Here is a 316-nt window from a genome sequence, read left to right on the forward strand (position 1 = left end):
CGGACCGTATTTTATGGACCACCGTGGATGGAAAGCTTTGCTTGCTGGATGTGGTTCTAAACCACGATTACGAAAAGAGCCGATTTTTAAAAAAAGGGGTCTTAAGCGCTTATCTCAACACACTGCGCGACAAAGAAAGTACGCCCGATGCATTGGAGTTTGTCGACCTAGATGCCGAGGCGCTTCCTTTGCCTCCTCATGCTCCGGAAGAAAATGCCGCTTTTATCGGTCTAGAGCCCTACCAACATCGCTTAATCCAGCTCAATACCGCGCAAGAAGAGGCCGTCCTAGCGCAATTGCCGCTCATCGTCTACGG

The 316-nt window shown here is 50.3% G+C and carries 1 protein-coding gene; it reads left to right on the top strand.

What is annotated here, in order from left to right:
- Positions 1-316: hypothetical protein (locus tag E1O47_RS12390; protein WP_165475132.1), on the top strand; the 316-nt coding region annotated here is incomplete at both ends.

The sequence above is a fragment of the Legionella yabuuchiae genome, assembly GCF_900640115.1.
Taxonomy (GTDB): domain Bacteria; phylum Pseudomonadota; class Gammaproteobacteria; order Legionellales; family Legionellaceae; genus Legionella_A; species Legionella_A yabuuchiae.